1 protein-coding gene is annotated in these 603 nt (G+C 32.8%); it reads right to left on the bottom strand.

Translation table 11 applies throughout. The features are described from left to right. Positions 1-298: 298 nt before the first annotated feature. Complete coding sequence (locus AMN88_RS01720; protein ID WP_023853992.1) at positions 299-574, bottom strand: HU family DNA-binding protein; 276 nt, start codon at positions 572-574, stop codon at positions 299-301. Positions 575-603 lie beyond the last annotated feature (29 nt).

The raw sequence follows: 603 nt of genomic DNA, 5'->3' as shown, positions 1-603 counted from the left end.
GACAAGGAAACCACAAATTAAAAATAGAAGCGAGTTAAATATCGCTTGAACTTCTCCAGAGACAGTTGTCTCTGCCATACCTGCACTACTCATGTTTAATAAAAATATTAAACTAAGAAGCGGTGCCGATATTTTTTTTATTATTTTAGTCATTAGACCTCCACTTGTTTAAGTGGTGTCTTATAGTTTTATTAATTTTTAAAACTAACGCTGATTAGGAAAATTGGCTATGCAGTTTTTGCATATAGTAACAGCCCTGAACGTATTTTTAAAACGTTAGGGCTGTTAAAAAAAAATATTATCTGTTGAATACTTCTTTTAAAGCTTTAGCTGGTAAGAATTTTACCTTTTGAGAAGCAGCAATTTGAATCTGCTCACCTGTTCTTGGGTTTCTTCCAACTCTTGCTTTTCTTTTTGCTACTTTGTACGTACCAAACCCAGCAATTTTTACTGAGTCATCACCTTTTAGAGCATCTAAAATAGTGTTGGTAATTGTATCAAAAGTTCGCTCAGCATCTGCTTTACTCAAATTTAATGAGCCAGAAAGCTTAGCAATTAGTTGTTTTTTGTTCATTTTAGCTCCGGTTTTGTTGGTTAATATTT

It is taken from the genome of Candidatus Pelagibacter communis, from assembly GCF_001180165.1.
In the GTDB taxonomy this organism is placed as follows: Bacteria; Pseudomonadota; Alphaproteobacteria; order Pelagibacterales; family Pelagibacteraceae; genus Pelagibacter; species Pelagibacter ubique_P.
This window is presented reverse-complemented; position numbering and strand designations above follow the sequence as displayed.

Excerpts from the sequence above, each read along its gene's own strand:
- AMN88_RS01720 (WP_023853992.1), bottom strand. The coding sequence starts at position 574 with ATGAACAAAAAACAACTAATTGCTAAGCTTTCTGGCTCATTAAATTTG.